The organism is Candidatus Berkiella aquae, assembly GCF_001431295.2.
Taxonomy (GTDB): Bacteria; Pseudomonadota; Gammaproteobacteria; order Berkiellales; family Berkiellaceae; genus Berkiella; species Berkiella aquae.
Window position 1 is genome coordinate 1,640,384 of sequence record NZ_LKAJ02000001.1, and the last position, 24,919, is coordinate 1,665,302.

Annotated in this window: 14 protein-coding genes; 9 read left to right on the forward strand and 5 right to left on the reverse strand. The window is 36.0% G+C overall.

Features of this window, described 5'->3' with window-relative positions; translation table 11 throughout:
• Positions 1-108: 108 nt before the first annotated feature.
• Complete coding sequence (locus HT99x_RS07365; RefSeq protein ID WP_075066271.1) at positions 109-1,110, forward strand: L-threonylcarbamoyladenylate synthase; 1,002 nt, start codon at positions 109-111, stop codon at positions 1,108-1,110.
• Here HT99x_RS07365 and HT99x_RS07370 read toward each other — a convergent pair whose 3' ends face one another.
• The 3 genes from HT99x_RS07370 to phaZ form a co-directional block, all read right to left on the reverse strand.
• Positions 1,111-7,527: a DEAD/DEAH box helicase family protein gene (locus HT99x_RS07370; RefSeq protein ID WP_075066270.1), complete on the reverse strand. Its 6,417-nt coding sequence runs from the start codon at positions 7,525-7,527 to the stop codon at positions 1,111-1,113.
• Between the two features lie 608 nt (positions 7,528-8,135).
• Positions 8,136-9,089: a bifunctional enoyl-CoA hydratase/phosphate acetyltransferase gene (locus HT99x_RS07375; RefSeq protein WP_075066268.1), complete on the reverse strand. Its 954-nt coding sequence runs from the start codon at positions 9,087-9,089 to the stop codon at positions 8,136-8,138.
• 11 nt (positions 9,090-9,100) lie between these two features.
• The gene (gene phaZ / locus HT99x_RS07380; RefSeq protein WP_075066267.1) at positions 9,101-10,420 is read right to left on the reverse strand and encodes a polyhydroxyalkanoate depolymerase; all 1,320 of its coding nucleotides are present in this window, start codon (positions 10,418-10,420) and stop codon (positions 9,101-9,103) included.
• A gap of 82 nt (positions 10,421-10,502) precedes the next feature.
• Between phaZ and HT99x_RS07385 the strand changes: the two genes are divergently transcribed.
• Positions 10,503-11,612: an acetate/propionate family kinase gene (locus HT99x_RS07385; protein ID WP_075066266.1), complete on the forward strand. Its 1,110-nt coding sequence runs from the start codon at positions 10,503-10,505 to the stop codon at positions 11,610-11,612.
• A 13-nt stretch (positions 11,613-11,625) separates the two neighbouring features.
• Entirely contained in the window at positions 11,626-12,279 is a 654-nt protein-coding gene (locus HT99x_RS07390) for a hypothetical protein (RefSeq protein WP_075066265.1), read from the forward strand.
• A gap of 92 nt (positions 12,280-12,371) precedes the next feature.
• Here the strand turns inward: HT99x_RS07390 and HT99x_RS07395 are convergent, their stop codons facing one another.
• Entirely contained in the window at positions 12,372-13,394 is a 1,023-nt protein-coding gene (locus tag HT99x_RS07395) for a DNA-binding protein (RefSeq protein ID WP_075066264.1), read from the reverse strand.
• 440 nt (positions 13,395-13,834) lie between these two features.
• Between HT99x_RS07395 and HT99x_RS07400 the strand changes: the two genes are divergently transcribed.
• The 6 genes from HT99x_RS07400 (at position 13,835) to HT99x_RS07425 (ending at position 22,799) form a co-directional block, all read left to right on the forward strand.
• Positions 13,835-15,025, forward strand: a complete 1,191-nt coding sequence (locus HT99x_RS07400; RefSeq protein WP_075066263.1) for a protein kinase domain-containing protein — start codon at positions 13,835-13,837, stop codon at positions 15,023-15,025.
• Positions 15,026-15,102: 77 nt separating this feature from the next.
• Positions 15,103-16,059 carry a site-specific integrase gene (locus HT99x_RS07405; protein WP_259565940.1) on the forward strand — a complete coding sequence of 319 codons (957 nt, stop codon included), beginning with the start codon at positions 15,103-15,105 and terminating at the stop codon, positions 16,057-16,059.
• Positions 16,060-16,289: 230 nt separating this feature from the next.
• A complete protein-coding gene (locus tag HT99x_RS07410; RefSeq protein WP_075066261.1) occupies positions 16,290-21,146 on the forward strand; it encodes a hypothetical protein in 4,857 nt (1,618 codons plus the stop codon).
• 183 nt (positions 21,147-21,329) lie between these two features.
• Positions 21,330-21,566 carry a type II toxin-antitoxin system Y4mF family antitoxin gene (locus HT99x_RS07415; protein ID WP_075066624.1) on the forward strand — a complete coding sequence of 79 codons (237 nt, stop codon included), beginning with the start codon at positions 21,330-21,332 and terminating at the stop codon, positions 21,564-21,566.
• Positions 21,556-21,867: a HipA N-terminal domain-containing protein gene (locus HT99x_RS07420; protein WP_235528446.1), complete on the forward strand. Its 312-nt coding sequence runs from the start codon at positions 21,556-21,558 to the stop codon at positions 21,865-21,867. Before HT99x_RS07415 ends, HT99x_RS07420 begins: the two co-directional genes overlap by 11 nt.
• The gene (locus HT99x_RS07425) at positions 21,864-22,799 is read left to right on the forward strand and encodes a HipA domain-containing protein (protein WP_075066626.1); all 936 of its coding nucleotides are present in this window, start codon (positions 21,864-21,866) and stop codon (positions 22,797-22,799) included. The genes HT99x_RS07420 and HT99x_RS07425 overlap by 4 nt, the downstream gene beginning before the upstream one ends.
• A gap of 3 nt (positions 22,800-22,802) precedes the next feature.
• Here HT99x_RS07425 and HT99x_RS07430 read toward each other — a convergent pair whose 3' ends face one another.
• Entirely contained in the window at positions 22,803-24,893 is a 2,091-nt protein-coding gene (locus tag HT99x_RS07430) for a hypothetical protein (RefSeq protein WP_075066627.1), read from the reverse strand.
• Positions 24,894-24,919 lie beyond the last annotated feature (26 nt).

Here is a 24,919-nt window from a genome sequence, read left to right on the forward strand (position 1 = left end):
TGCCGCAGACAGCCGAGGCAAGTAGCATTTTGTTATATATTTAGATAACTAGCATGTTGATGTTTCAAGCCAAAGGCATTAGACTCTCTCTAATTTTCATAGAGTTGAATGTCCCAATTAGTCGTGAGCAAAAATCCCTTAATTCCACTTGATGAAGCCGTTTGCTTAATAAAAGCGGGCTCTGTGGTGGCTATTCCAACGGAAACTGTCTATGGCTTAGCGGCGGATATCAGCCAACAATCGGCTGTAAAACAGATTTTTAGCCTTAAAGGACGTCCCGAAAATCATCCACTCATCATTCATATTAGTGCAATTACACAGCTTGAAACCTATGCTATTCATATCCCAGATTATGTCTATTTATTAGCAAATCATTTCTGGCCAGGCCCTTTAACCTTTGTTTTATACAAATCAGAGCGAGTAGGAGACTGGGTCACCGGTGGGCAAGATACTGTTGGTATTAGAATGCCCAATCATCCTACTGCTTTAGCCCTTATCGAAAGAGTGGGTAGCCCACTTGCGGCACCATCAGCTAATCAATTTGGTAAAATCAGTCCAACTCATCCTGAACATGTTATGGCTGAATTTGGTGATAAGGTTTCCATCTTAGATGGTGGGATGTGTGATGTTGGGATTGAATCGACCATTATTGATGCAACTTGTCATGATGCTTGCACTATCCTACGTCCAGGTATGGTAAGTAAAGAAGCCATACAAGCTGTTTTAAGAAACAACATTGCGATTAATGCGCCTGGTACACAAAGTCGCAAAGTGTCTGGTACCTTAAAGTCACATTATTCGCCGAATAAACCTGCATTTTTGTTCGAAGATATCAATGATTTCGCAACTATTCAAGATGAGCATGAAACAACCTTTGGAATTTATATCTCACCTGAATATCAATCTCGTTTTTCTCAAGGGGTGCAATTACCGAATAATCCGCTTGAATATGCGAAGATAATATATGAATCCTTGCGTCTGGCTGATCAAGCTACCACGAGAGCAATTTTAATTGAATGTCCGCCCAAAACAAAAGAATGGACCGCTATTTTAGATAGATTAGAGCGTTCGTGTGCAGAAAATCATTCACAAATAGATTTGATTTACTAATCACCGCATTGTTTTTCTTTTTAATCCTGCAGTGTTTTCACGAACAATACGTTCATTTCTCTTTACTGTCTCCATAGCGTAATTAAAAAATCCTTTGCTTTCTAATTGATCAAAGAAGGTTTTACTATCTTTGTCTAAAGTGTCCCAAGAGGGTTCGCTTTTTAAACGCCTAGATGAGGCTTGTGAACGAAGAAAAGTTAACATCTTTTGAGTTTCCTCATCAGAAAGTTGGAGAGATTTTTTTACATTTATTTCATTTTGTTTATGCTGCATAAATGGTGTAATACTAAATCGAATGGCATGGCCATTTTCTTCATTACTTCGTGCGACAGCATTCGTTTTATTTTCTAAATAATCACTAAAAATGGGGAATTTAATCATTTGTCCTTTAATAAATCGCTGTAACTTTTCAGCAACATCAGAAAAAGTAAGAACATAACCGATTTTATCACCATTTTTACGTAGTGCACGTCCAACAATTTGTTCTGCATTTCTTGAGCCTGGTTTTTGCGCAATGATAACATAGCTTAAATTTTCATCATCGAAACCGATCTTGCACATATCACAAGCAAGTAGCACCCCGTGTTGTGAGCACTTGAATTTTTCTAATTCTTGAAAGCAGCTACTATTTTGAGAATGAATAGCATAACTTGATATGCTATGTTTATCTAATAATTTCTTCGTTCTTTCTATTGCTTTAATAGAAGGTAAATAGATAACACCTTTGCATTCAGAAAGATTTCTCAAATTCTGAGTGAATCCTGGGTGATATTGTTGCTTTAAAATAGTCGGCAAACAACGCTCAAAAGCTTCAACATTAGATAAATTATATTCGATCTCCAGACTATCTATGATAAGAGGTGCTAAAACATTTTGTTTAATAGCTTGTTTTATAGAATAAGTGTATACCGTTTTTAATGTAGAGGATTTTGGTGGCGTTGCAGAAAATCCTATCATCATATTTTTTGTCATATTGGCTATTTTTATAGTATCCACAGCATAGGCATGGTATTCGTCACAAAGCATTAATCGAGCTTGGGATGTAAAGCTAGGATTTTGTTCAATGAGGTTTAATAAGCTATCTATGCAAAAAATAAATAATTTAGGTTTGCCATAAAAAATACCTTGTGCTAGACCTTTATTAACCGAAATATGATGAGGGTCACTTGATATACAAACAATATTATCTGCCACTTGAGGATAGGCTTGTTTTAAAGCCTGAGCAAACTGTGAAACTAATTGTATATTGGCAGTGGAAATCACAATATGTTCATTTTCTTGCAAATGAGAATACATTAACGTTGCGAGCATACCTTGGACTCTAGTTTTACCAGTGCCAGTAGCCATAATAACTTGCAATTGAGTATTTATGACACAATGCTTAGCAATACTGCGCAGTGCTTTCATTTGGCAATGACGTAGTAATCTAGTAGGCATGTTGTCGATTTCATTTTTTAATTCTTTTGTGACATCTCTATAAATTAATGGCTCTTTGTTATCATAATTGTTGGTTGGATGCTTAGGTAAATTTCTTGTTAAAGTTGTTGTCGTTTCAGAAGATAAATGGGACTTCTTTTTAAAGCGTATCTCAAATCTATTCATGATCGACTTAGATTGTGATACCTGCATATTGGTTGCTGCATTGGCAGTAACTATTTCTGTGCTCTGAGAAAGCAGCAGTGGGGGTAGAGCCTTTTTAGATATATAATTTTGCCGATTGCTATCAATAATTTGATTGAGACATATAATCGTCTGTCTTACCCATGATTCTTGCATCCCATTATGTTGAGGGAATAATGGTGTATCAAATGTATTTGCTAAAATACGCGTTTGGTTGTTACCCGACAACGCAAAAGCGTTGCGGTGCGTAATTGCACGAGTAAAAGTGGCTATTGTTTTATCTAGAATACGATAGCCTTGAGCGTGCGGTTTGAAAGCATAGTGTAGCATCAACTGAAAATAATAATCTTCTCCCCAGAAATGGACATTTTTTAAATAGGGGAGCAATACGGTTAAATCTCGCTCTTGTGGAAACTGCTCTTTGATTCTCGCCATATTAAGCATAAAGAGCTTGGAGCCTAATTGTCCAGGTTGCATTTGATTAGAATAATGCTTAGATACGGTTAGGCAAGGCTCAGAGCCTAAATTATGTTCAAGCAGTCGATAGAAACTCAACCAATCGTTGCCATTCCCTACAAATTCAACACATTGGATATTATCATCCAGCATGATGCAATTATTGAGTTGCCAATAATTTGCTGCTAACAAGATAGCCAAACGTCGCGAAGTTATTTTATCTGTGGGAAATACGCCGCCCTGGCCGTAAACTTCTTTTACCATCAACAAATTACGAATGCCGTAACGCTTTAACTCTTCAAATTCAGATTGAGTACAAACAACGATGCACCGACTTCCTAGCGGTATTAGCGCATTTTGTTTACGGCCAGCACAAATAAAAGTCACTTCGTCTTTGGGAACAATATTATTACTACAAGTATAAAAGGTCGCTTTTAAATTAGGAGTACGGATCTCAAATGGTTTTCTATTATCCTTTGAAGAAAGCGGGGGCAATTGATGGATAAAACTAAAATTTAGCTTGTGAGGTTTTCTATCGTGATACCCAGGATGAAATCCTTTATCTAAACTTTGTTGGTAGTCGTGATCTAAATATTTAGGATTAATGCCTGCGGTGGGAGGCACAATTACTACTTCTTCTTCCTCAGCTTCTCGAGATTTGTCATAAATGGTATTTGTAGGTCTGGCTTGAGTAAGTTCTTTGCTCAGTACAGATTCAATAGACTTTATTCTTTTACTAGCTGGCAACTCTTTTAATAGCATTGAAGCAGCATGGTGTTTACTATTACTGTTTAATGGAGCATTATTTTCTTCAGTAATCGTGACTTTTTCTTTTCCTTTAGCTTCCTTTGGCAAGAATGCATCAATTATTCCGTCTTCTGCAATCTCATGTTCATTATTCTTAGATTCTAGTTCGATACTTTCAGGAAATTTGCTACTTAATGAATCGCGGAGATGCTCAAATAATTCAGTGATTTGCTGTGTATCTTTTGGTGATAAATTATCTAAACAGCTATTTGAGGCGGAGTTATCTTTTTCTGTGATCTCGCCTTCTCCCTTTTCATCAATCTCGTATATTTTCTTTTGTTTCTCTTTCTCTGCTTGCTGCGCTAATTGCGGAGCGTCAGGAAAATCACCTCGCAAGGCTTTATTAATAAGTTCTTGACACTCGTCTAAGAATGGCGCTCTGTTAGAGCGGTATATTTTTTTAAATTCAATTTTGGCATCGTCGTTAAAAGCCAACTTAAATGCCCAAAGATATAACTGAATAATCTCATGCTGGCCGTTTCTTGCTGCGGTGCTAAATGTGGAATGATTACGTTCTGTAATGTTAAGCAAGTTATCTCTTAATAATTTAGGTTCATGGCGAAGTAGTTCAATTAATTTATAAACCATCTCAGATGACCAGTTGGAAGCGAAAGCTTGTTGCAAAGGCATAAATCCATCTTTTGATCGATTGCGTAAATTAGCCAAGAGGGCTTCTTTGTGCTTTGATAATATCTTGAGTAATCTATCAGTAACTTCAATGTTCTTAGAAGCAAAAGGATGTTGCAAAGGCATAAATCCATATTTTGTTCTTTTGCATAAATTTGCAGTAAGAATTTCTGGATGGTTTTCTAGTATATCAAGCAGTCGATTTGTAATTTCAAGATTTCCAGATTTTAATGCAGATTGTAATGGCATAGATCCGTCTTTAGTAACATTGGATAAATTGTCAGCAAAGGCTTTGGGGTGGTTTTTTAGGACTTCGAGTAATCTATTTACAATTAGGGGGTTACTAGAAGCCAAAGCTTGTTGCAAAGGCATAAATCCATCTTTTGTTCTATTCTGTAAATTGTTAGCAAAGGCTTTGGGGTGCTTTTCTAGGATTTCGAGTAATCGATTTACAATTAGGGGGTTACTAGAAGCCAAAGCTTGTTGCAAAGGCATAAATCCATCTTTTGTTATATTGCGTAAATTAGCAATGAGGGCTTCTTCGTCCTTTGATAATATCTTGAGTAATCTATCAGTAACTTCAAAGTTCTTAGAAGCCAAAGCATGTTGCAAAGACATAAACCCATGGTTTGTTCCATTGTGTAAATTGTCAGCAAGGGCTTTGGGGTGTTTTTCTAGGACTTTGAGTAATCGATTTACAACTAGGGGGTTACTAGAAGACAAAGCATGTTGCAAAGACATAAATCCATCTTTTGTTCTATTGCGTAAATTAGCAATGAGGGCTTCTTCGTCCTTTGATAATATCTTGAGTAATCTATCAGTAACTTCAAAGTTCTTAGAAGCCAAAGCACCTTGCAAAAGCATAAATCCATCTTTTGTTCTATTGTGTAAATTGTCAGCAAGGGCTTTGGGGTGCTTTTCTAGGACTTCGAGTAATCGATTTGCAATTAGGGGGGTACTAGAAGCCAAACCATGTTGCAAAGGCATAAAACCAGCATTTGAAGAATGCGTTAACAGTTGATAAATTGAATCTGTGTTAGAACTTTTTTCTATTATTGAAATAATAAGATCTACTAATTGATCTTTGTGCTTATTATGTTTGCCTTTTGTTAATAAAACCGTAAGAAGAGATGTGTCTCGATTTCTATTTCTTGCGAAAACAATTTCAGGGTTTCGATTAATCATTTTTTGGACCCAATCGAAATCATGCGAATTGTTAGAGGCAGATGGGAGGCGCTCAAAGAATTCAGTGATTTTCTGTGTATCTTTTGGTGATAAATTATCTAAACCTTCATTATAGTTATTTGAGGCGGAGCTATTTTTTTCGGTGATCTCGCCTTCTCCCTTTTCGTCAATCTCGTATATTTTCTTTTGTTTCTCTTTCTCTGCTTGCTGCGCTAATTGCGGAGCGTCAGGAAAATCACCTCGCAAGGCTTTATCAATAAGTTCTTGACACCACTGTAAGAATGGCGCTCTGTTAGAACTGTATATTTTTTTAAATTCAATTTTGGCATCGTCGTTAAAAGCCAACTTAAATGCCCAAAGATATAATTGAATAATCTGATGCTGGCCGTTTCTTGCTGCCGTGCTAAATGTGGAATGATTACGTTCTGTGATGTTAAGCAAGTTATCTCTTAATGATTTAGGTTCATGGCGAAGTAGTTCAATTAATGTATAAACCATCTCAGGTGAGCTGTTGGAAGCTAAAGCTTGTTGCAAAAGCATAAATCCATCTTTTGTTCTATTGCGTAAATTAGCAATGAGGGCTTCTTTGTGCTTTGATAATATCTTGAGTAACCTATCAGTAACTTCAAAGTTCTTAGAAGCCAAAGCATGTTGCAAAGACATAAACCCATTTTTTGTTCTATTGTGTAAATTTTCAGCAAGGGCTTTGGGGTTTTTTTCTAGGACTTCGAGTAATCGATTTACAATTAGGGGGTTACTAGAAGCCAAAGCATGTTGCAAAGACATAAACCCATCTTTTGTACTATTGCGTAAATTTGCAATAAGAATTTCTGGATGCATTTCTAATATATCAAGCAGTCGATTTGTAATTTCAAGATTTCCAGATCTTAAGGCGTGTTGTAATGGCATAAATCCATCTTTTTTTAGATTTAATAAATTCTTAACAAGAATTCCTGGATGATTTTCTAATATATCAAGCAGTCGATTTGTAATTTCAAGATTTCCAGATCTTAAGGCTTGTTCTAATGACGTAAATCCATCTTTAGTTATATTGGATAAATTCTCAGCAAGAGTTTTTGGGTGCTTTTCCAATATATCAAACAATCTATTAGTAATTTCAGGATTTCCAGATTTTAAAGCAGATTGTAATGGCATAAATCCATCTTTAGTTATATTGGATAAATTCTCAGCAAGAATTTTTGGGTGCTTTTCCAATATATCAAACAATCCATTAGTAATTTCAGGTTTTCCAGATTTTAAAGCAGATTGTAATGGCATAAATCCATCTTTAGTTATATTGGATAAATTCTCAGCAAGAATTTTTGGGTGCTTTTCCAATATATCAAACAATCTATTAGTAATTTCAGGATTTCCAGATTTTAAAGCAGATTGTAATGGCATAAATCCTGCTTTTGAAGGATGAGTTAAGATAGTATGAATAGCATTTAAATCAGAATTTTCTTTTATTGCTGACAGAATCAGCTTAAATAATGACGAATTTATTTTATTCTCATGTTCGTATTTGATTAATACAATAATAAGAGAGGTATCTCCCTCTCTGCTTCTTTCAAAAACTATTTGTGGATTACGCTCAAGAGCTCTTCGAACATCATTAAAACCATTTAAGTTATTGATGCGGGCATCATTGAGTGCCGCATAAAAATGGTTAATTTCAGTTGATGAAAACTGGGTTTTGTTTGAACAATGTGGACCTTTATGCATAATGAAATAACTACATATAAATTAATATGTAAACATTCTATATTTTAAAGTGAGTTGAAGCAATAAAAAATGTACTTGAATAATTATGCATGCTCGAACAGACTATAATGCATCAAATGGATTAGATGAAATATTAAAATTATTTTTTTTTTGAGTAAATCAATGTCTTTTTCAGCCATCTTCCTTGGTTTGTCAAAATTTAATGTAACGCCGAGGATTTTCTGATATTTTTTTTCAATTAAATAGTTAATATTTTCTAAAATATCTGTAGCCATCTTTTCGACGTTTTTACGTAAAACACAGCCTATATGAGGCTATTTTTGACATCACTATTTCTGCTCAATATAAGAACGATTTCCAGGAAAGTATCCACCTACAGATTATGCTAAAGCAGTTTGCGAAGCTTCACATATGGCCCGCGCAAAAGAATGGATAGCTTAATAGTGAGATAATAAATCAGGGAAGTTAGAACACGCAAATTGCATTAGTTTGTTTTAATGTTCGAGTGATTTTTGATTTGTAGGTTTGGTTTCTTTGTGGCATAGAAACATTAGATAAAAAGCGAATTCATTTAATCATAAAATAATAATAACTTCACTTTATACGCGCTATTCTTCTTCCTCTACACAATGCTTTTTAGCATAAACCATCATAACCGCAATCGCACAAGAACTGATTCTTGATTTTACGCCATCAGAGCGACTGGTTAAGACGATAGGTACTTTAGCGCCTAAAATCATTCCCGCGCTGAAAGCATTCGTTAGAAAAGCTAACTGTTTGGCAAGCATGTTGCCGGCCTCTAAATTGGGCACCAGATAAATATCAACATCACCAATGACTTTTGATTTGATCTTCTTTACTTTTGCCGCTTGTGCACTGATGACGTTATCATAAGCAAAAGGACCGTCGACAATTGCACCTGTAATTTGCCCGCGATCGGCCATTTTACACAAACAGGCAGCATCGATGGTTGATTGAATAGCAGGGGTAATAGTTTCTACAGCAGAGAGAATACCCACTTTTGGTGTAATCTCAGGATTAACGACTCTCATTAAATCAATGGCATTTTGCACTATATCTCTTTTGGTCATTAAATCAGGCGTGATATTTATCGCCGCATCAGTGATAATAAAAGGCTTATGATAAGTTTCTCGTGCCATCAAAAAAATATGACTAATTCTTCGCTCTGTGCGTAAACCACCGTCACGTTTAACAACTTCTTTCATCAGCTCATCGGTATGAAGACTTCCTTTCATTATTGCTTCGACTTTGCCCTGATGTACCAATTTAACAGCAGTTTCAGCGGCAGCATTACTATGTGGAACATCGAGTAATTTAAAAGAAGAAATATCTGCATTGATTTCATTGGCAACGGCATTTATTTTATGTTCCGGCCCTATTAAAACAGGGTCAATTAAGCCTGCATTCACGGATTCAATGACGCCATTTAAAGCATCTGCACTACAAGGATGCACAACGGCAATCGAAATTTTCTCCATTTTATTGCAACGTGCAATATAATCATCTTGTAACTGTTGGATATCGAGTAACTTCTTATGCATACTTTTATCCTTTAGTGTAAGGGCTTTTTAATACTGCCGGTGAATTTTAAAATTTCAGGCAAGATAGCTTTTCTAAATTTGCTGCCATTAAATAAACCATAATGCCCAACTTCTTCGGCTAAGTAATAATGTTTCATTGAATCTGGGACATTTTTACAGAGTGTCAATGCTGATTTAGTTTGTCCAACACCTGTAATATCATCTTTGCCCCCCTCAATCGCGAGTAAGGCAATATGTTTGATATCTCTTAATTGCGCATATTTCCCGCGTAATTTGATTCGGCCTTGTTGCAACAATTTTTCTTGAAAGACGGTATTCATCGTTTGTATATAAAACTCAGCTGTTAAATCCATGGTTGCCAAGTATTCACTATAAAATTTGATGGTTTTTAAAGCATTGACTCTGTCACCTTCAGCGTAATGCTTTATTGCTTCGGTGAGAGATTTCATATGTCGATCAAGGTTCATACTCATAAAACCTGAAAGCTGCATAAATCCGGGGTAGACTAAACGCATATAACCAGGATAGCGACTTGGAACGATTGAGATAGCATTTTGCTTAAACCATTCATCACTACGTGAAGTTGCTAAGTCATTGACGGCTGTTGGGGCTTCATTCGTATCCACAGGACCACCAATCAGTGTCAATGAACTGGGCAAATGGGGTTCTTCATTGGCAGACATGACAGCTGCAGCAGCCAAAACTGGCACGGTTGGTTGGCAGACGGCAGTAACATGTAGATCAGGACCTAAATGTTGCATGAAAGTGATCATATATTGCACAAAATCGTTAAAATCAAATGCCCCTTCAGATAAAGGAACGTCTCTGGCATTTTTCCAGTCGGTAATATAAATATCATAGTGGGGTAACATATCGGTTACTGTTCCCCTTAAGAGCGTTGCATAATGGCCTGACATAGGCGCAACGAGTAACATTTTAGGTTGTTCTTTGTTATATCTTAATTTTTTAAAATGCAATAAATCACAAAAGTTTCTTTTTTTAACGATTTCTTCTATTACGTCATAATAGTCATCACCTATTTTGACGCCGTTGATTCCAAATTCAGGTTTATGATAGGTGTCAATCAACATATGATAAACATATAAAGATCCCGCCATTCCACGTAGTAAGTATTTGTGGTTTTTAAATAATTTTGCCATCAAGTCAGGATTCATATGAGGAATTTTATAAGGAATATTTAAACTATCCGATATACGAATTAATTGTTTGGATAGATCGTGCGAATAATCTGAAATAGGGTGTATAGCATTAAGATATGCGTCAGCAATTTCATAGACCCAACGATTATCGGTTACTGGATTAAATACCATACGTATTTCCTTCTAAGAAAAATGCTGTAAAACAACTTATGCTATTTATATAGCGGCAGAAAAGGACAAAAGGTAACTTAATATGGGTAATAAAGTGTTGCTTACACTGAATGCAGGATCATCCAGTATTAAATTTGCAACTTATTCTGTTTCAAATTCACTGCAAAAAATCCATGATGGCTCTATAGAGAATATTAAAACAGATCCCATTTTTAAGATCCGTAATCACCATAAACAAATCGTTTTTCAAGAACATTATGATCCTAAGCACGATTATGAGTTTTTTTATGAGCTGCTATTAACAAAGTTGGCAGAGTTAGGTTCACCCATTATGGCTGTGGGACATCGCGTAGTGCACGGTGGAAGACGGTATTATCAGCCTGTAAAAATATCAAGTGATGTTGTTGAGTATTTAAAATCGTTGATTCCTTTTGCGCCATTGCATCAGCCTTATAATGTCGCAGCAATTGAAACCATACTGAAAAAGCATCCTGAAATAGAACAGGTTGCTTGTTTTGATACCGCTTTTCATCATTCCCAAGGACATTTGGCTGTTCAATTTGGGATCCCCCGTGCCTTAACAGAGGAAGGCGTAAGACGTTATGGGTTCCATGGTTTGTCTTATGAGTACATTATTTCCAAAGTAAAAACGACTTTCCCTGAAAAATTTCGACAACGAATTATTGTGGCTCATTTGGGAAATGGGGCAAGCCTTTGCGCAATTAAAGACGGCGTCAGCATTGCTTCAACGATGGGGTTTTCTACCCTCGAAGGATTACTGATGGGCACACGTTGTGGTTCTATTGATCCGGGTGTTTTACTTTATCTTATGCAATTTAAAAAATTGGATGCAGCGGCAATTGAAAAAATACTTTATAAGGAATCTGGTTTATTAGGCGTCTCTGGCATTAGCAATAATATGCAAGTATTGCTCGAAAATCATTCCAAAGAAGCCAAAGAGGCGATTGAATTATTTATTTATCGAATTAAAAGAGAAATAGGATCGCTAGCAGCCGCGTTAGAAGGCCTAGATTTACTTATTTTTACTGGGGGCATTGGAGAAAATGCCTCAACTATCCGGGAAGCGGTATCTGATAGTCTTGATTGGCTTGGGCATCCTTCTGTGATGGTCATACCAACAGATGAAGAATGGGTGATTGCAAATCATACAGTCAATCTATTGCAATTATAAGAGAGAGCATTTAATGAAAACTAAATTAATATGGATTTTTTTACTTAGTTTTTATTGTATAAGCAGTTTTGCTAATAATACAATAATCTTCGGCGAGAAAAAAATTATTCTGCCTGATTATGAAGGGTATCATTTTGTTGGCGATAAAGAATCAAAGCAATTCAAGGTGTTTTCAGAGCTATTTTCTAGCGCCAATAAAGAACAGATACAAGCTTTTTATGTTATTGCAAAAGAAAAAGAGCAGGTGGCATCTGGGTTGCCGCAAATTATTATCTATGCAACCTATCAAAACAAACCCGAATCTTTAACGCAAGCGGCATGGGATTCTGCTAAAAATGCTTTGATTGAAGATTATAAGAGCAAACCTGATAATGTGGTAGAAAAAAAAGACGGTAAAGTAAAAACGGTTATCAAAAATGATGTTGTTGCAGAACCATCATATGTTTTAGTTGTCAGGACGATTGAACATGCGAATATTAACGATCAAAAACCCGAGGGGGTTATTACCGATTTAACCAATCATATTTATGTAAACGGGGAAATTATCATTGTCGTGATGACTATTATTGGCAAAACGGCCATTAACGAAACCCAGTTAAAGAATGTTGAGGCAATCGCTAAAGCAAAAGCACTGCAGTTGATTGAATTAAATTCGAGTAAGAAATAATGTTAAAAACCAAACCAAATTATTTGGTTTGGTTGCCTGTCTAAAACTAGGATTTACAGCATTACGGGCGATGATAATCTAAAAGCGCGTCTTTATCTTGATATAGCTTGCTCAACCGTTTGTTGCTCTTGTGCCTTACATTGACTCAGTGACAATTGCAACTGATGATTTTCTGTCATTAAAGCCTTTATTTCTTGTTGAAGTGTTGCTTGGGTTTTTGTCATTTGTTCGCCGTTTAGTTGAAGAGCCTGATTCTGATGGAGAAGAGCACCTATTTGCTGCTCTAACAGAAACATCCGTTTCTCAGTCCTTTGCTCAGTTTCGATTTTTGCCTGTAGCGATTGTTCAAGGTGCAGGTTTTTCTCGGTTAATAAACACTGTGCCTGCTCATGCTGCATAGCGGCGTTCGCGAGGCTTTGTTGAGAATCAAGCAATGCCAGATTTTGTTTGGCTTGCTCATTCAATAAATGCTTATTTTCTTCACGCAGCATCATGAGTTGGTGCTGATGTTCAGCTTGCCGTGTTTCATTTTCAAGTTGTTGCTCAATCCTTAATCGTTCAATCGCTTGCTGGTAGTGCTCTAAATTGGTTTGGATCTGATTGGCTAATTGATGCAGTCGCGAGTTTTCTGCTTTGCTGTCAGCGAGTTGAGCATTCGCCGCCTCATGGCGCTCTTGAAGCTGAGCAAAAGCCTGCTTTATTTGCCGGTAATCCACTTCAAGCTGCAGAGCACGCTTACATTCTGTTTGATAGCGCTCTGTCATGGCATTTAATTGCTGCAACGCGCCATTGAGAGCTTGTTCCGTGCTAACAATCGTTGATTGAAAAGTTTCGCATTCAGCAGCATGCGTTGCGCTCAGGACGGCAATTTTTTCTTCTGCTTCAGCCTGTAGGCGCTCCCATAAGCCTGTTACCAATTGAGCCAGCGCAGGAGGGAGTGAGGGAGTATTTTCTGTTTGAGTTGCTTTCCATTCTTTTAAGTGTTGATTGATGGTTGTTTTGCTCCCGGTGCCTAGTATTTCTCGCACGGCATCAACGGTAGGTGCTTTTCCAGATCCTTGTAATTTGAAGGCAGCATTAGCAACTTCCTCAAAACTTACCCCGATTCGTCCCATTTTTGGATGTCCTTTTTTAGTATTTTTTATATTCGTAACATATTACGTATTATGTAATCTATTACTTTAAAATTCAAATTTGCGATATAGAAATACAAATATTAACTATCGATAAGGATGCTTATCGATAGTTAAAGCATAAAAATCACTGATCGTTCCCAATCAATCAGCCATGAAAGGGGAAAAATATTATTTGATTTTGATGCGGCTCATAACGGAATTCCTGTTATTGCTAGAGCCTCGTGAGCGAAATGATTGATAAAAAAGACAGAAAAAGTGTTTTACAACCCAAAGCAAAACAAAACACGTAATCACAAAATAGAATATTGGCATTAAACCGCCATTAATCTGTTGCCTTATCGCTTTCATCCATAATCAATGGAAACTCATTTTATGTGAGTTAGTATTCTGTGTTCGAAATTATAAATGAGGAAATCATTATGATGACTGGACCCGATAGTAATTCAAAGAAGAGAAAGCTGACCTCAGAAAATAGTGACAGTATAAAACGACAGAGAACTTCCAAGTCTTCCTTTATTTCAAAAAGGGCTTGCGTACAATCGAATTTACTCAATGTGACACAAAATGACTGGCATAAGGCAAATCATTTTTTTAAAACTCACCGTAATGAAACTAAAATGTCGAAAAAAAATCGAAGCCTAGGGCATTCCTTTATTCGATTTGATAATGAAATCATTGCTTTAGCGAATAAAGCAATGGAGGGTACTTTAGGCGAAGGCGCATTTGGTGTTGTTGTCGCAGGGCAGTGTCAGACAGGAGAAAATTGCGCGATTAAAATTGAAGGAGGCACCAAAAGAAGGCCGAATACTCAAGAAATTCAAGTAATGAGAAAGCTACAATATTATTTAGCTGAAACCTCAAGAACTTTACCTACGATTAAGAATTTCAAAGGAAATGACATTTCATCTAAACGCTATACTGCCCTAAGCTTACGAAAAGGGAAAGAACTTTCACAAGTTATTTCACAGTTGAATTACAAACAAAAATTAATAACAGCAATTAAAGCCTGTGAGGCACTCTTAGAGGTTCATGATAAACGTGTTATCCATGCTGATATAAAAGCGAATAACATGATTGCTGATGTTAAAGGTAATAACATTCATGTCGATACCGTTGATTATGATTTTTCAATCATATTACCTAAAAATAAAGATTATGTTACCGATGGTTGGAAAGGAACATTAGATTATATGGCACCTGAAATTGCTGCCGCTATTCGGCTACCGGTTAATGCTAAATTTTCATTTAGCTCAGATATTTATGCGTTAGGTCAGATGTTTATTCTTGATTTTAAGTTACCAAAGCAAATATTTGCCGATATGATATGTCTTAACCCGCAAGAACGCTGTACTTTAGATAAAATTATTTTAAAACTCATTAATCAATTATCTGCGTTAAAGAATTTAGAAGATGAAATTTTACAATTTATCCATAAAACAAAAGCAAAGTATGATCCTAATTACAAATCACCAGCTTCCACCGTGAATAATAGTGCTTACTTTCTTGGTTTTACACATTATCTCAAAGAAACGGCTAATGCATTTTGTCAAAAAAGTTTAGATATTCCAACAATGGCTAAAAACTACATTTTATCTTATTTTCCCAGATAATAAGCCAAGGATGTCGTGACAAATGAATGAATGCATTTTAAAATACTGCATTCATTCGATTAAATAGGCAAGACAACATGGTGCCCAATAAAACAGATATAACATTAAAAAATGACGTTTTCTTAGATAAGATTGCATTGGACAATGTTTATATCAAAGCGGCAACCAGCGACAATACGCGAAAAGCTTATCAGCAAGATATCCGCCATTTTATGGCGAATGGAGGGTTGCTTCCGTCCAATACTGGCAACCTGCTGCAGTATTTGCAAAATCAAGCAGGTGCTTTGAAATCTGAAACCTTACAACGAAGATTAACGGCCATTAAACATTGGCATATTTATCAAGGTTTTGCCGATCCCACCTTGCACCCCATGATCCGCAAAACACTAAGAGGTATTGCTCGAATTCATGGCAAACCCGTTGAAAAAGCAGCGGCTTTATCTATTCATGATCTTAAAACGGTGGCGTCATTCTTACATAATAGAAAAAGCTTACGTGATCATCGCGATATTGCTTTAATTCTTATTGGGTTCTTTGGCGCATTTCGTCGCAGTGAACTAGCAAAGCTTCAATGGGAACAAATTCAATTTTTAGAGGAGGGGATGACCATCCTCATCCCACGTTCTAAAACCGATCAAACAGGCGAAGGCCAAATTTGTGCGATTCCCTATGTTAAAGGTGACATTTGTCCGGTTAATGCATTGCAGCATTGGCAGCAAGCAGTGGGCTTATCAAGTGGGCCTGTATTTCGTGCTATCAATAAACACCAACAAATACAGCAAGACTGTTTAACGCCCTTAAGCATTAATCATATTCTGAAAAGAGTCGCGCGCGAAGCTAATTTGCCCGATCCCGACCGCTATAGTGCCCATAGTTTACGTCGCGGTTTTGCCACCATGGCGAGCAAAAAAGGCGTTTCATTAACGGCGATTATGCATCACGGACGTTGGCGCCACGAAGGGACGGTCTATGGCTACATTGAAGAAGGCCAACGCTTTACTGATAATCCGATAAATAAACTACTTGCAGAGTAAGAAATGAGTTATCTGTATGCTTATGCAGCGCTTTGCTTGCTGTTTTACCATTAAATTCACTCACCAATTTTTAAGCCCCTTTAAAGGCCAGCATAACTTTGCAAATTCATGAACTTAACGCTAGAAACCATTGCCTAATGGTGAAAATAGCTAAAATTCATATAGCTTACGATGAATCATTTAATAAATTTGCAAATACAACAATATGTATACCTTCCTGGGAGGATACTATGCCAGACATAAGTGGGTTACAGCAATTATGCCTCAGAGCCATTAAGGAGTCAGAGCAACAAAACATTGAAAGGCTAGTTGAAATAAAAAAATTAACTAAATCTTTATTAAAGCATTACTATGAAATAAATGACGCTCAAAGCTATGCCAAAGTTATTCAAACTGCCTTGGATTATGTAGAACAACGAAAAAATAATCGTCTAGATATTTTGGCAAGTCTTTTTGAGATAAAAAATACGGATATGGACGTAGCTAGCTATTATCTTGAAGAAGGTGGAGATGGGTTAATATGGAATATACTCCAACACCACGATCTAACCCAAACCAAAAGAAGCAGCAAAGAAATACAACCGTTTTTACATAACGTAGCACAAGAGATAGGTCTTGATAATCACAAGCCTCTTGCTGAAGTAAAATCTCTACTTATGAATCTAAATGATAGTAGTCAAAGAAACGATTTACGGAAATTACACCTATACTCTAGATTATTTAAGCTTAATATCAAACAAGCATTTCAACGTAATGAACCTCAACGTGTTGCAGCGTTACTGAAAGGGGTATTACCTTTAATCGAAAAAGGCCTGCAGTTGGGCCAATACGAACTTATGGTAGCTATATTCCATTTAGACAAAGATGAAATTGAAGATCTTTATGCTTGTTATCAAAATAAGGCAAAAGCACTTATTAGTTGGTTACTTGTCGATGATCTAAAGCTAGAATCCTATGCTAAAGAAATGCATCATGAAAATAGCGAAGTACAAGCGTTTAAGCAAGCAGTTTTAACAAACATGGGGAATGAAAAACCATTAAAACCGATTAGGCAATTAGCCAGTGAATTAGATTCATCAATGGCAAGACAAGATGAGAATGCACTTCGTAGAATTGATGTTGAAGGTTTTGGCAATCTTGTTCAGAGCTATTTAGATAATGATGTGGCAAGTTTTGCAGAAGGGATAGATACCCTATGTGAGAGAGTAAAATTTTTCTATAATCAGGGCGATCTTGAAATCATTACAAAGTTTCTTGATATTGGTAATGAGGATTTAGATGAACTCGTTGTGTTATTACAGATGAATGATATCAATGCTATTCGATACTTTCTTATTCAAAATGAAAATATCGAAAATCATGCATTTGATTATTCAACCCATCTAGATGGTTCTGATGCGGCTCGTGCTGTAGAGTTTAGAAAAGCATTATATTCCTACTTTGCGAAGCCCAATGAATTAACTGTCAATCAAGAACAAATGAATGAGATTATTGCTACAGCTTTACAAAATCCCACTACGCAAAACCTATATTATGTTGAGATTAAAATTTCACAATCCTTGCAAAACGCATTTCAACAAAATAACGTTGATGAATATCTAGACATTCTCTTTAAGAGCGTAGATATCTATTCTATGCTTATGGAAAATGATATTTCCACATTAATGATGTCACTACAGCTACCCAAAGCTAAAAGAGAATCATTTTTGTATTATTTACAACAAGGCGAACGTAATTTATGCGTTGCTATCTTGCTTGAAAATGATATGCAATTTCACCAAAATTTCAAATACGCATTGCATCAACAGCTGAGTGACTTTAAGAAAAGAGCATTTGCAAAGCTCAAGATTGATGAAATGCCTGAACTCAATATTCAAACCAATAATCAAAGTGAAGCATTTCACGAGCACCCTAATTTCATCAACTATTGGTTATCTCGAGTTGATGATCTAAGTCGTTCATTTGACGCTAAAGATACCCTTGAATTTAACAATCAAGTCAAGCTTAAATTACAAAAATGTTTTAGAGAAAATGATGTAATCGGCTATAGCGATGTAATTAGGCTATTAATTAAATATCGTGATGGATGTGTTAAATATCATAATATTCGAGGATTGTCTGTTGTTTTAGCCATTGATCATGATGATATTAAAACATCTATCAAGTTGATGAATAGTACCAATCGACCATATTTAGAATGGCGTACCGTTCAACAACATGAATTAGACAAGTTCTGCCAAACAGGTCTAAAAAAACATGCTGAAATAGCGCCATTCATTAATCAAGTTTATCAAAACTTACAGATAAAGCTAAAAAGGTGTTTTCGTGACAGAACAGCAATAATAGCAGATGCACGAAGGGCAATCGATGTTGAAGAAATTGATGATTTGAAATATTTTATTATAGAATTGGAAGGGATGTTAAAACAAGCTATTTATTCAAACGATTCATTAGGTGCGGCAAGAACAATTGATGCTATTATTTCACTTGCTCAACATGCTTATGAAGCTGGTCGTTTAGATTTGGCAAATAACATACTAAAGTTACATGAAGTTAATGATGATATTATCAATCAGTGTTTTGCAGAAGATAGAGTTAATTTACTTAAGTTGGCTTATATCAATGATATCAACCAAGAAAATATCTTTCGTCATATCGGAGACCAAGACGCTAAAGCTGATTTAAGATCAAACATTCAAACTAATTTGAGCGTTCAAACTCAAAATTTATTTAGCAGTACCAATAAATTAGAAAAGCTAATTTTTGATGCATTAAATGACCAAAATGAAAGAGCTTTAAAAACCTTATGTTATGAATGCAAAATGATGATAAGAAACGCTTTTATTAACAATGATCATACTATGTTTGTCGAAATGATCAAGCTCTATGCTCGTATGGCACATAAAGCTGTAGAGTTACGCAGAAACGATTTTGTTATTGAGCAATTCAATCTCGACAGAGATTATGTCGAATTGATTCAGCTTGTACAAAACCATCCCGGATTACCATTTGATCAAAACGCTTTTACAAATCTTGAATTTTTCAAGATTATTCAAAGTCAAAATCTTGAGTTGCTTGGCTTGTTATTTGGTATAGATAACGATAAGGTCCAAAAGTTTAAACAACAAGCTCACGCAACATTATTACAAGCTCCTAAAGGTTTACTGCTGTGTCGGACTTTTTTGATAGCAGAGCAGGGGGAAGCGCTTATTATGCAACCACAGGTTTCTCGACTTGATAACCAATTATGGAATGCTCATGTGGAGGCACATTTAGAACATGCTTACGAAAACGCTGATCATCAGCATTTTGCAGAAATTATCTCTATTATAAATAATCTAGTACATCAATCATTTCAAGTCGGTAATTTCAACCTATTGCTAGCTAACATTGATTTTAAAGCTAATGAACGAGATGCATTGTTTCACTATCTCCAGCAGAACAATAAAATAGGTACTTTCCAAGTCTTAACCGAAGCGTTACTTAGAATTCACAAAGAAAATTTTAACGCGAAAAATGGTTATCATTATCATCCAGATTTTCGTATAAAAATCTATGAAAGCCTACATATTCCACCCTATGAACTATCTTTGATATCAGACAGCAGGGATTATCCTGCATTTAAACTAATTATGGGTGATGAAATTGCATTTGAACACTTATCATGGTTAAGAAATACCGGTGTCAATATTAATATTACAGATCCCCACACACAAAATGTACTAAAGGTTCTAGCTATTCACGATTTTGCTGATTCTGCGGTTAATTTCCTTGAAATCCTTGGTACAGCAAATACAATACAAGCCGCGCAGTTGATTAAAGGATTAAAACTTGAGCACCAAATTAGTCACAGATTAGGCTTAACAGGCGAACGACTAGTGGGAGAAATTCCTATTAGAGTCGAAGGTGGTTTCCAGTTTGACATGATTAGTCAATTGAATATTATTCAAAATATATTCTACGCTAATCCTTCGCAGCTAGATGAGATCCTTTTTAATATTTATCAACAACCCATTGATAGCTCAACGCTCGCTCATGAGATTAATGATGATCTAAACGCTGTACGCATTAATGATAGTGCGCAAACCATCGCTCTTGCACAGTCGGCAAACCGTATCGTTAATGTTCCTGTTAGTCTAGAAACGGTAGATAACTCTCAATTTCCATGGCATGCTGTTAATTGCTGCTTTTTTGATGATTTTTGCTTACTCGCAGATCGTAGTCGTTCGGGTACTGATTCACCTTCTGGCGTTCGGATCTGCAAAATCACCAAACCTGAAAACAAAGATAAAATCGCCGATGAATTAGTCAGATCAAATACTGACTACATGAGCGTTAAAGATGATGAATATGAACAATATGTAACAGAGAATTTAGGTTTAGTGGATGTTGGCTTTATTCCCATGACTCCGCAAACTGCTGAAAATTGCACCTGGTCTAGTTGTGCTGAAATGATGCACTTATCAACCGTATACGCAAGACTCTACCAGTTAGGTCTTAAGATAGGTCTAAGTGAACAACTGGCAATAACTAAAGCTATTGAAGGCTCAATGCAGATCCATCAGGCCTTTATCGCTGAAGATTTAACATATTTGATTCAGCAGTATTTATCGCTTAAGCAATCATCACAGCTGCGACTTGAGCCAAAAACATTGGCATTAGTTTACTTACGTTGCGAGCATCATCCAAATCAGCAACATATTGCTCAAATGATTAAAGATGCAAATATTTTACAAGCAGATGACTTGACAGACGCATATCATCATTTGCTCAACGATGTTAAAAATATGGTCACACTAACCAATAATAAGGCAATAGGACAATCTGCTGAATTTGAGAATTTTGCTAAAACGCTATTAGACTTTTTCTTGCATTATGACCTACCAGCAGCAAACGATTGTTATAAAGACTTCATTTCTTCACAACCACAAAGCACGCTCGCAGCATCAAGCAGCCAATCCAGTGTGCCTGAAAGAAGACGTCATTCTCTCAGTTTCGGTCAAGCAAATCTTTCAATCAATAATAATACAACTGCGCCATCAGAGGACATTAAAACGCCTTCTAAGCCAATAAAACCTAAATATTAGACTAGTGGGACTGTTGAGACTTTTATTACTGCTAAAACAGTAATATCACACAATTTTCATCAGTTTTTTATGAAAAACACCAATTATTACTGCCAAAGCAGTAATAATTTGTAATTTTATTGACATTCTGACATTGTTGCGCCTATATTACTGTTATGGCGGTAATAAATAGGTGTCATATTCATGGAAACAAGCTTCTTTACCCATTTAGCCAGTATCATACGCCAACACCGAAAACAAGCAGGCTTAAGCCAACAAACCTTAGCGAAATATGCTGGAGTGGGTAAAACGGTTATTTACGATATTGAACATGCTAAAGAAACCATACAATTAAATACCTTACTCAAAGTATTATCCGTATTAAATATTCAAATTGAATTTATTAGTCCTTTAATAGCAAAAGGATCTTATGATGCGTGAAGCACGTGTGTTTAATTATGGACACTATGCCGGCAAATTAATTGAAATCGAGCAGAATCAGTACCAGTTTGTTTATGATGATCAATATAATGGCCCGCCGGTTTCACTGACAATGCCTGTTGCTAAAAAAGAGTTTAGTTACTCGCAATTTCCGCCTTTTTTTGATGGGCTATTACCGGAAGGCATGTTATTAGAAGCGCTATTAAAAAGTGCGAAAATCGATAGAAAAGATTATTTCTTGCAATTGATTACCGTTGGTAAGGATTTAGTAGGCTCTGTGACGGTGGAGGGGAGTGTATGAGTTCCTATTGTCCTATTACCTATGAACCGCTTTTAACCAATGAACGTTATTCAAAGCGTGGTTTAAAATTGCTTTCTCCTAAATTAACATCCTTGGAAAATTTACCGTTCTCTGCCAGCGAACTGCAAAATGAAGCATTAGCTAGGGCGGATAAAATGTCGATTCAAGGGGTACAACCTAAATTAAGTGCCATTTTAGATTCAAACCATAATACCTTCCAAGTCGTTGATAATGGGGGGCTTTATATTCTAAAACCGCAAAGCGCATTATACGAGCAAGCACCTGAAAATGAAGATCTTTCCATGAGGATGGCAAAGCGATTGGGTATTGAAGTGCCATTACATGGTTTGGTGTATTCTAAAGATGAAAGTTTTACCTATTTTATTAAACGCTTTGATCGCAAAAGCCGCAAACAAAAGATTGCCTTAGAGGATTTTGCTCAACTTTCTGGGCATGATAGAGAAACCAAGTATCGTTATTCGATGGAAAAATTGGTTAATATCATCGACCAATACACGACCTTTCCTGCCATTCAAAAAGCAGAATTGTTTTTAAGAGTATTGTTTAACTATATTATTGGCAATGAAGATATGCATCTTAAAAATTATGCCTTAATTACTCGTGAAAACATGACGACGTTAGCGCCAGCGTATGACTTTATTAACTCGACCATTGCCCTTAAAAATCCTAAAGAAGAAATAGCTTTGACTTTAAATGGAAGGAAAAACAATTTACGGCGTAAAGATTTTATCGATTATTACGCGGTTCAGCTTTTAAAACTCCCCCCCGTCATTATTGATGAAAAACTTGAAATGATTGAACAAGCAATCGACGGGTGGTATGAGCTAATAGCCAGAAGCTTTTTAAAGCAGTCGCTAAAAGAGAGATATTCGAATTTGATGCAAGAAAGGCTGAAAACATTGTTTTCTTAATCCTCATAGATTGCTACGTGGTTTCCTGGATTGCCTTGATGATTTTCTTGGTTTTTCTTCTACGATTTTTCTTTTTTCACGTTTTAGAATGACAGGGCGGGCTCGGTGCTCAGATGATGAAGCGGCTATGCTTGAGGCAAGTGGTTCTTCTTTTTTTGCTGGAGGTGTTATGAGTGAATTTATGCTGGTTTTAATATCTTCGATGCTAACTGGCGTCAAATTTTCTTGATTTCTTGCAATAATAGCCAAATCACGATTTCTATTTAGTTTGTTCTCTAATTCAGCGGCAAGCTTGGGATAATTTTTAAATAAATTTAATATATCAACATCATCTTTATTTTTTCTAACTGCATTTTGTACTTTCATTTTTAAATTTTGATATTGTCTTATTTTATAATTTAACTTCAAGGTAGCCGCAGCCGAATGAGCCGATGCTTGTAAATGAAGTTGGATTTTTTCTATTTGTTTGTCTATCATTTTTTCAGCTATAGGCCCAATGTTATGCTTGAGCCGATAATTTGTCCAAATTTCTGGTTGAGTTTCCCATGGTGGCGGCACAAGTTTACCCTTATGCCAAAATTTAACATGACTCATCATCTCAAAATCATTTTGATTACGAAAAATAAAACGTAGTTCGGCGCCTGTAATATCGCGGTTTGGCTTGCCTGTTACAGGATCAATCACACGATCTCTTGGCCCTGTTTTATTCGCCACCATATTCATATCAATGCCATCTAAAATAAAATGAATATTGTTTTTTAATTCTTTAGTGACAAAATATACCCCTTTCTTACAAGCAAATTTGATTCTATCTTGGGAGTATTCTGGGCCAGCAGTGTCTCCAATATTTCTATTTTGAGAAACGAGAAATTCATGAAATTGCCTGATTAAACCCGGTTGACTTTGACTGATGTTGGGGTTGTAAAATTCTCCAACCCCTTTTGCAAGATGATCTTGCAACATTCTATAATGTCCTGTTCCTAAAAATCCATGATTTAAATCATCAATCATTAACAACTGTGAAACATTGAGATCTCCTGTATCAGAAATAGTCATATTGTCGTGATTAGGATCAAGAATTCCCACCAAATGAGATCTCCCTTGACTCAAACCATAAATAAAATCGCCTTCTTTAAAATCATTCAGGATATCTCTCAGTGACCACATTGCACCAGCTTGTTTCTCAGATGAAATAGTGTCAACTAATTCCTGGCCAGCCTTGTAAATACCTGTCGCAAGATCATTTTGAATTTTGGTTGTGACATTAATGAGTGCTTGACGATATTGCGATAATTCGCTCAATTTTGTGACAGCAGGTTCAAGCGAGGTTACTTCATTCATGATGAAGGTTGGCTTTATTCGTGGGTTCAAACACGCTATTCCTCTTAAAAGATTAGCGAGTTCTGAATCAAGTTGTTTAGAAAGTTCTTTGATAACTTCCATAAATCTAGAGGGATCGCCTTGCTGTTCATGATTTTCAGCTAGTTTGATTTTTTCATCAATGTCAATCAAGTCACTGTGTATTTTTGTGAAAAGATCGATAGTGACACCACTTTGTTCAAAATCTTGTTCAAAAAAAATGGCAATCATGCTTTTATAAAATGCAAACTTTTCTTTATGTAACGAAATGATAGCTTGATTTCTTTCTCTATATGAGGCAATGTTGTCGCAGCCAGCAGTAAAATTTTGCTGATAATTAGCAAAATCTGCTGCAAAATCTGTACTCTTTTGAATGCTTGAAAGTTGTTTGATAAATTTGTGTTTTAATTTATTTCTTAACGTTTCGCTCTTAATTATCTTATCTATTTCATGAAACAAAATGCTTTCGATTTGTTGTTGCAAATGGCCAAGTTGCAAATTGTAACGCTTGTAATCGGCAAGTTTTTGTTCGTCAATAGTATGATAATTTTCACGATCGACCATTTGTATTTGAGATTCTATTTCTAGCATTTCTTGACTTGACTCAGGTAATTCTCTAATAATTCCCCGGATATCATGTAGTGCTTGAGCCCCATCTTCTGATTGTATGTATTTATCGATAACATTTAACTGAAATAATGCTATTAGCAATCTTTGTGCCAAATTCATCTTCATTATTTCTCCTGAAAAATACAGTGCGA